Genomic DNA, 7,237 nt, shown 5'->3' with positions numbered 1-7,237 from the left:
AACCACATCTCCAACGTTATGCAAAAATTGAATGTAAAAGGCCGTTCGCAAGCGGTTGTCGAGCTGATCAAGCTTGGGGAGCTGAAGATATAGACGGGGCCTGCGACTATGCGTTAAGCCTTCTTTTGGCCGAGTGGCCGGGGAAGGTTTTTTGTTGTGTGAAATGTATAAAGCCGCGAGCGGTGTAACAGGTTGCCAGTTGATGGAACCTGTTTTTTAATGCCGTTTTTGTATTTAAACGGGGGGAGAAATTTGTTAGAGTGTAAAACGTAAACAATAAACCGCTTACATATAGCGGGATTGAAGATGATGAGGGGGGGCTTTTGATGAAGGATAAGGTTGTAAATGGTATGCAGATTTTTGCAAGAGCGATTGTTGTTCCGGTTTTATTTTTGCCGATCGTCGGTTTGATATTGGCGATTACTTCCATTTTGGGCAATCCGACGATTGTTGGAGAAGGCAGTTCCTTAATCCATGTTGGCAAGTTCATGGCCAGCGGGGTTTGGCCTATTTTAACCAACTTGGGAATTGTTTTCTGCGTTGGCATCGCAATGGGAATAGCGAAAGAAAAAAAAGCGGAAGCGGCGCTTATAGCTCTGTTGTCATACTTGACATTTCTGGGCGCCAACAACGAGTGGCTCAAGTTAACGGGAAAATTAATCAAATTTACAAATCCCTCTGAATTGCAGGGAACCGGGCAAACCATCGTATTAGGCTTTCAAATCATTGATATGGGTGTTTTCCTTGGAATGATCCTCGGGGTCGTCGTCGCGCTCGTCCATAACAAGTTTTGCAATAAAGAGTTGCCGGGAGCAATGTCATTGTATGGCAACACCAAGCTGGTATATATCGTTTTAGTTCCGATTTTAATCGTAATGGCCGTTGTGTTCAGTTATGTTTGGCCATTTGCTGCCAGCGGTATTCGGGCAACAGCGAACTTCATTAACTTTTCAGGCTCGATAGGCGTGTTTATATACGGATTTTTAAACAGATTTCTCATACCTACAGGGTTGCATCATCTCGTATATACACCATTCCTCTACTCTAACATGGGTGGCGAATTGACGGTAAACGGACAAACGTATTTGGGCGCTTACAATATATTTCTGGCGCAGATAACCGATCCGTCTGTCAAGCTGTTTGACCCGTCCGCAAAGTTCCTGCAATACGGTATGGTTAAAGTTTTCGGTTTGGTAGGAGCGGCTCTGGCCTTTTATAAAACAGCGAAACCGGAAAAAAAGACTACGTTAAAAGCCCTGTTGATACCGGCCGTAGCAACCTCATTTTTGGTTGGCATAACTGAACCTATCGAATTTACATTCTTGTTTGTGGCGCCGTTTCTATGGGTAGTTCACTCGGCGTTGGACGGCATATTTGAGGTTGTTTCCGTACTCTTGGGGAGTCGAGCTAATGGAATGGGCGGAATCATTGAACTCCTGACTTTTAATTTGCCTGCGGGAATCGGCAGAACAAGATGGCCTATCTTTGTTGGCATAGGACTTATTCAGTTGGCGACATATTACGCTGTGTTCACCTTTTTAATTAAGAAGTTTAACCTCAAGACCCCTGGCCGGGAAGATGACGAGGTTGAGGTGAAACTGTTCACCAAAAAAGATTACAAAGAAAAAATGAGCCAAACATCCGGCGAGACAGCCACAGGAGCAGACAAAGATACCGATTTAGCCGCGGCTATAGTGGAAGCCCTCGGAGGCAAGGGGAATATTGAAACCGTTGACAACTGCTTCTCCCGATTGAGGATCAAGGTAACGGATGCCGGTATCGTTGATGAACTGGGTTTAAAAGGTACAGGAGCGGCAGGCGTTATTAAAAACGGCGAAAATATTCAAGTCGTCTATGGGACTAAAGTCAATGGGGTCAGAAATGCCGTTGATAAATATCTTGCGGGTTAAGCGTGTATCAATCAAAGAGGTATTAGATTTATTCATTAAATTTAATATACAAAACAGTGGAGAGAGGGATCAATCATGAGTAAAAAGTTTTCCGTAACAATCGCGGGCGGAGGAAGCACATTTACGCCGGGTATCGTCTTGATGCTGCTTGATAATCTGGACAAATTCCCTATTGGAACACTCAAGTTCTATGATAACGATAAGGAAAGACAAGATGTCATAGCCGGAGCATGCGAGGTTATTCTAAAAGAACAAGCGCCGGACATTGAATTTGTCGCGACCGTGGAACCGGAAGAAGCCTTTACAGGTATCGATTTTGTTATGGCGCATATCCGGGTCGGCAAGTACGCCATGCGCGAATTGGATGAAAAAATCCCTTTAAAATACGATGTGGTCGGTCAAGAAACCTGCGGCCCCGGAGGAATTGCTTATGGAATGAGATCCATTGGCGGAGTCATTGAAATCCTTGACTACATGGAAAAATACTCGCCAAATGCATGGATGCTTAATTACTCGAACCCGGCGTCAATCGTTGCCGAAGCGACCCGCAGCTTGAGACCGAATTCCAAGATTTTGAACATTTGTGATATGCCAATCGGAATTGAAGCACGCATGGCTGAAATTTCAGGATTAGAGTCCAGAAAAGATATGACCATCCGTTATTATGGACTGAATCATTTTGGCTGGTGGACGGATGTTCGCGATAAAGACGGCAATGATTTAATGCCGATAATCAAAGAGCATGTCGCAAAACATGGCTATGTTGTTTCGAAAGGAGACAGCCAGCATACGGACGCAAGCTGGAACGATACTTACGCAAAAGCCAAAGATGTGTATGCTTTGGACCCTGACACATTTCCTAATACCTATCTGAAGTACTATTTATTCCCGGATGATGTTGTTCAGCATTCTAACAAAGAATATACACGAGCAAATGAAGTCATGGATGGAAGAGAAAAGTTTGTATTTGGCGAGGCCAGAAAAATTATCGAGCAGCAATCTACAGAAGGCTCCGGATTGCATATTGATGAGCATGCATCTTATATTGTCGACCTTGCAAGAGCGATTGCCTACAATACGAAAGAAAGAATGCTATTGATTGTCGAGAATAACGGGGCGATTGCCAATTTTAACCCTACGGCTATGGTTGAGATTCCTTGTCTTCTTGGCAGCAGCGGACCGGAACCGCTGGCTATGGGTAAGATTCCGCAATTCCAAAAAGGGCTTATGGAGCAGCAAGTTTCTGCAGAAAAATTAGTGGTCGAAGCCTGGATCGAAAAATCCTATCAAAAGCTGTGGCAGGCCATTACCCTGTCCAAAACAGTACCCAGCGCATTCGTCGCGAAACAGATTTTGGATGATCTGATTGAGGCCAACAAAGACTTCTGGCCTGAATTGAAGTAAAAGCAGTATAATTTTCTACAAAACGATGGAGTCTGGTCAGAAGCAGTTTAATCTGCTTTTGACCGGCTCTTTTTTTACATCACCAAGAAAGGTGCAAACATCGTATTGATAGGTTATAGTAAAAGCGGATTCGTCAAAAATAAACAATTTATGCAGGTGACAACGATATGGATTCAGATATCAGCAAGCTGGTAGATAAATATCAGTTGAATCAAACGGAAGAAAAAATATTAGTATATATCATCGACAATATAGAGAATGTGAAAGAAATAGGGGTAAGAGGCATCGCAAAAGAATTTTATACTTCTACAACTACCATAATGAATTTAGCCAAAAAAATGGGTCATTCCGGCTTTCTGGATATGTATTATCATCTTAATTTTACATTGAAGAATAAAAAGTCTCAATTCTCCGGCGACAAGAACAATCAATTCCACGGTGTTGATCTGGAACAATTATTATCATTAATAGACCATCATATAATAGAAGAATTTGTAAAATTGTTGCTGGAAAACAAAAATGAAATTATTTACACCTGGGGTGGTGGATTCTCTTCACCTATTACGGAGTATATAACAAGAAAATTAATCGTCCTTGGATTTAAATGTATTTATTCCGAACCCATCGAAAGCTATGATGTAAACCCTATTCAGGCAAAATTGTTCATCAATGTTTCCAAATCCGGTGAAACAGATTCTTTGCTCAAAATGTCGCATTCAGCAAAGAGAAATGGAATTAAAATTATTTCATTTACAGGAGACTCGGAGAATTCTTTATCCAAACTGGCGGATGTAAGCTTAAAAATAGTTGATATGAATGCAATGGATGACCGTAATAAGTCAGCCTCTTCCTTTTATGCGAATGTGCTGATGTTATTTGAGTTCTTGATTGGAGAATATTTGGAGAAAATAAAGCAAGATTCCATTAAAAATTGACATAACGAGAACCACAAACTTTCTTATTTTGGATACGTGTTACTTTTCTAAAGTACACGTTTTTTTACGTTGTGAAAGTGTTTACACAAGTAAACGCTTTAATATAATATCGGTGTATGGAACGAAGAAGCTTCACTATTAATCATTTGGAGGTATTTCTCATGCGTAATAAAATTAAAGCGCTTTTTCAAGATAGACCGGAACAGCAGCGGGGAGATGGGTTTATTGTTCCTGTTTCCGGGGAAATTATGGATTTGAGCCGCGTGCCGGACGAGGCATTTTCCCAGCGGATGATGGGGGACGGATTTGCTATTCAGCCTGAGAACGGAGAAGTCTTCTCGCCGGTGGATGGAGTCGTTACGACAGTGGTTCCCAGTAAGCATGCTTTTTCCATTAGAAGCAATTCCGGGGTTGAATTTTTAATCCATTTTGGCGTGGATACGGTCAAGCTGAAAGGAGAAGGTTTTGATGTTTATGCAAAGGAAGGAAGCGTAGTGAAAGCGGGGGACTTGGTCTTAAAGGTTAATCTCGAAGAAATCAAGGACAAAGTGCTGTCTGTCGCTGTTTCGGTTATATTTATCGAACTGAACGGAAAGAGCTTCAGTTATAAGACCGGCAAAGCAGCAGCAAAGGAAAAAGACGCTGTTACGATACTGTAAGAGGACATGCAATGGGTAAGGCCTGAGCCAAAATCAGCTTAATAACCGGGAGATGGAAATCATGAGAGCAGCGGTATTCAAAGGAAAGCATCAAATGGAAGTGTTGGATTGGAAAACGAAGGATCTCGAGCCGCATGAGGTGCTAATTCGGGTTAAAAGTTGCGGCATTTGCGGTACGGATCAGCATATTTATCACGGCCACCCCGGATCTGCTGCGGTCGATCCGCCAATCGTGCTCGGCCATGAACTGGCAGGCGAAGTGATAGAGCTGGGGTCGCGGGTCTCGGCCTTGAAGCCAGGAGACAGAGTATCGATAGATCCGAATATTTATTGCGGCGAATGTGAATATTGCCGTAGCGGCCGGCCTCACCTGTGCGATCACCTTCAAGCCATCGGCGTGACGCGAGACGGCGGCATGGCGGAATATTGCATTGTTCCTGCGGCAAACGCTTACCGTATCCCGGTCGAGATGAGCTATGTAGAGGGTGCGATGGTAGAGCCTGTTGGTTGTGTCTTGCACGGATTGAAGAAAATCGATGTTCGCCCGGTTCACACGGTACTCATTATTGGCGGCGGTTTCATCGGCCAATTGTTCCTCCAGCTTGTAAAAAAACAAGGAGCGGCCAAAATTATTGTCAGCGAACCTGCGGCGGAGAAACACGGGCGGCTTCTTGAACTGGGGGCGAACGAGGTCGTGCAGCCAACGAGTCCGGAAACGGTGCAGCATTTGATGAATATTGCAGATGTCGTAATCGAATGCGTGGGACGCAAAGAATCAATGGAGCTTGCAATCGCAGCAGCCCGAAAGGGAGGTCAAATCCTTCTGTTCGGCGTACCTTCGCCAGATACTCTGATTCATGTTTCGCCGTTTGCCATTTTTTCAAAAGAACTGAGCATAAAGGGCTCCTTTATCAATCCTTTCACACAAGAGGAGGCGATTTCATTCATTCGGCAAAACATAGTACGGATTGAGCCATTAATCAGCCATTATTTTGCACTGGATGACATTCCGGAAGTGATGGGGAAATACCCGCAAATGAATGTAGCGAAAGCTGTAGTCACTCATTCTCTATAAAACCCGCAAGCGGTTGCCTGGGCTGATCAAGCTTGGGAGCTGAAGATATAGACGGGGCCTGCGATTAAGCGTTAAGCCTTCTTTTGGCCGTGGCCGGGGAAGGTTTTTTGTTGCGAGGGGAAAGGGGAATGTAATGCTCCTGTTGTCAAGACACGAATTTTCTGAGGAATAAGTTATACCTTCCTTCCTGTATCATATTGGATTTCAGGATGTGATCTGTTCAAAACTCATTTGCTTCGATTGAACTTAGTTTATGTTAAAATAAAGATATGAATGCCCTTAGGAGGGATGAAGATGAAATGGCAGCAAGTCAGGGAATTGTTTCCCGACCAGTTTGTATTGCTCTCTATACTTGATTATACAGAGCAAGAAGATAGAAAAATTGTGACCGAGGTTGCGCCGATACGATCAGTTCCTGCAGAAGAGGCAAACAAGGCATTTTTCAGTGCTGGGCCAGGCAATCTTGTCTATCATACGGCTAGTGAGGACTGCGTCATTCATTTGCGCAAAGACCCGCTGCTGAGAGTGAGACGCGGTTCATAAAGCTCCAATATGATGGACAATTGCTAACCACTACAATTACGGTTTGCTATCGCGGTAAAGCATTGGAGCTTGCCGATATTATCATTGACACTGGCTCGTCGCATACGATTTTCAGCCCTGATGCGCTTGAAACAATTGGGGTAACCTATGAGAATGGTGACCCCGTCTACGAGGCATATGGGATTGGGGGAACGGTTCCCTTTTATACGAAGGTACTGGACTATGTATACCTGGATGCTTTTAGGGCAGAGAAAGTCGAGATTGATGTAGGCATGCTCCCCAAGTCTCATAAAGGGCTGCTTGGACTGGATATTTTGAAAGAACATGGTTTTATTGTGGATTTGGACAAGCTTGAACTTTACAGAGCATAAAGGGGTAAGCAATATGTTGGGTCGCAATCGGACGGCTCCATTTATGTCGGGCAAGATGGAGGTTTGGGCGGCTTTTTGTTCGACAAAAGCTTGAGTCTTACGTGTCTGTTCATGACATCTGCGGATATTTCGGCACTGCTCAAAGCACCACTTCGCCAAAATCGAGGCTGATCCGTGATATGTTCAAAATGGGCTATTTTAATGACGAATTTGCAACGCAAAGCTCGAAGCAAAATGACCCTTTAAGTAAGCAATAACCATGCAATGAACTTGAAAGTATCCCTTACAGGTTCATCCAGCGTGCTTCGCAACCACATCTCCAACGTTATGCAAAAATTGA

At 43.7% G+C, this 7,237-nt stretch carries 9 protein-coding genes; all 9 read left to right on the top strand.

Features of this window, described 5'->3' with window-relative positions; genetic code table 11:
• Positions 1-93: LuxR C-terminal-related transcriptional regulator (locus L692_RS28630; protein WP_036723417.1), on the top strand; the 93-nt coding region annotated here is incomplete at its 5' end.
• Between the two features lie 233 nt (positions 94-326).
• Positions 327-1,910, top strand: a complete 1,584-nt coding sequence (locus L692_RS0112355; RefSeq protein ID WP_025700272.1) for a PTS transporter subunit EIIC — start codon at positions 327-329, stop codon at positions 1,908-1,910.
• 72 nt (positions 1,911-1,982) lie between these two features.
• Positions 1,983-3,314, top strand: a complete 1,332-nt coding sequence (locus L692_RS0112350) for a 6-phospho-alpha-glucosidase (protein WP_198027745.1) — start codon at positions 1,983-1,985, stop codon at positions 3,312-3,314.
• 167 nt (positions 3,315-3,481) lie between these two features.
• The gene (locus L692_RS0112345; RefSeq protein WP_025700268.1) at positions 3,482-4,249 is read left to right on the top strand and encodes a MurR/RpiR family transcriptional regulator; all 768 of its coding nucleotides are present in this window, start codon (positions 3,482-3,484) and stop codon (positions 4,247-4,249) included.
• A 116-nt stretch (positions 4,250-4,365) separates the two neighbouring features.
• On the top strand, positions 4,366-4,908 hold the full coding sequence (locus L692_RS0112340) for a PTS sugar transporter subunit IIA (protein ID WP_198027744.1): 543 nt from the start codon (positions 4,366-4,368) through the stop codon (positions 4,906-4,908).
• A gap of 61 nt (positions 4,909-4,969) precedes the next feature.
• Positions 4,970-5,983, top strand: coding sequence for a zinc-dependent alcohol dehydrogenase family protein (locus tag L692_RS0112335; protein ID WP_025700264.1), 1,014 nt, complete (start codon positions 4,970-4,972; stop codon positions 5,981-5,983).
• A gap of 294 nt (positions 5,984-6,277) precedes the next feature.
• Positions 6,278-6,526 carry a hypothetical protein gene (locus L692_RS0112330; RefSeq protein ID WP_025700262.1) on the top strand — a complete coding sequence of 83 codons (249 nt, stop codon included), beginning with the start codon at positions 6,278-6,280 and terminating at the stop codon, positions 6,524-6,526.
• Positions 6,527-6,546: 20 nt separating this feature from the next.
• On the top strand, positions 6,547-6,897 hold the full coding sequence (locus tag L692_RS0112325) for a retropepsin-like aspartic protease (protein ID WP_312001310.1): 351 nt from the start codon (positions 6,547-6,549) through the stop codon (positions 6,895-6,897).
• A gap of 11 nt (positions 6,898-6,908) precedes the next feature.
• Positions 6,909-7,154, top strand: coding sequence for a DUF6398 domain-containing protein (locus tag L692_RS34020; protein WP_376717975.1), 246 nt, complete (start codon positions 6,909-6,911; stop codon positions 7,152-7,154).
• The last annotated feature ends 83 nt before the right edge of the window (positions 7,155-7,237 follow it).

This window comes from Paenibacillus forsythiae T98 (assembly GCF_000520735.1).
Taxonomy (GTDB): Bacteria; Bacillota; Bacilli; order Paenibacillales; family Paenibacillaceae; genus Paenibacillus_AQ; species Paenibacillus_AQ forsythiae.
The sequence above is the reverse complement of the archived record's forward strand: the minus strand, read 5'-3'. Positions and strand labels throughout refer to the sequence as shown.

Coding starts and splice junctions, on each gene's coding strand:
- L692_RS0112355 (WP_025700272.1), top strand. CDS start 327: ATGAAGGATAAGGTTGTAAATGGTATGCAGATTTTTGCAAGAGCGATT.
- L692_RS0112345 (WP_025700268.1), top strand. CDS start 3,482: ATGGATTCAGATATCAGCAAGCTGGTAGATAAATATCAGTTGAATCAA.
- L692_RS0112340 (WP_198027744.1), top strand. CDS start 4,366: ATGGAACGAAGAAGCTTCACTATTAATCATTTGGAGGTATTTCTCATG.
- L692_RS0112335 (WP_025700264.1), top strand. CDS start 4,970: ATGAGAGCAGCGGTATTCAAAGGAAAGCATCAAATGGAAGTGTTGGAT.
- L692_RS0112330 (WP_025700262.1), top strand. CDS start 6,278: ATGAAATGGCAGCAAGTCAGGGAATTGTTTCCCGACCAGTTTGTATTG.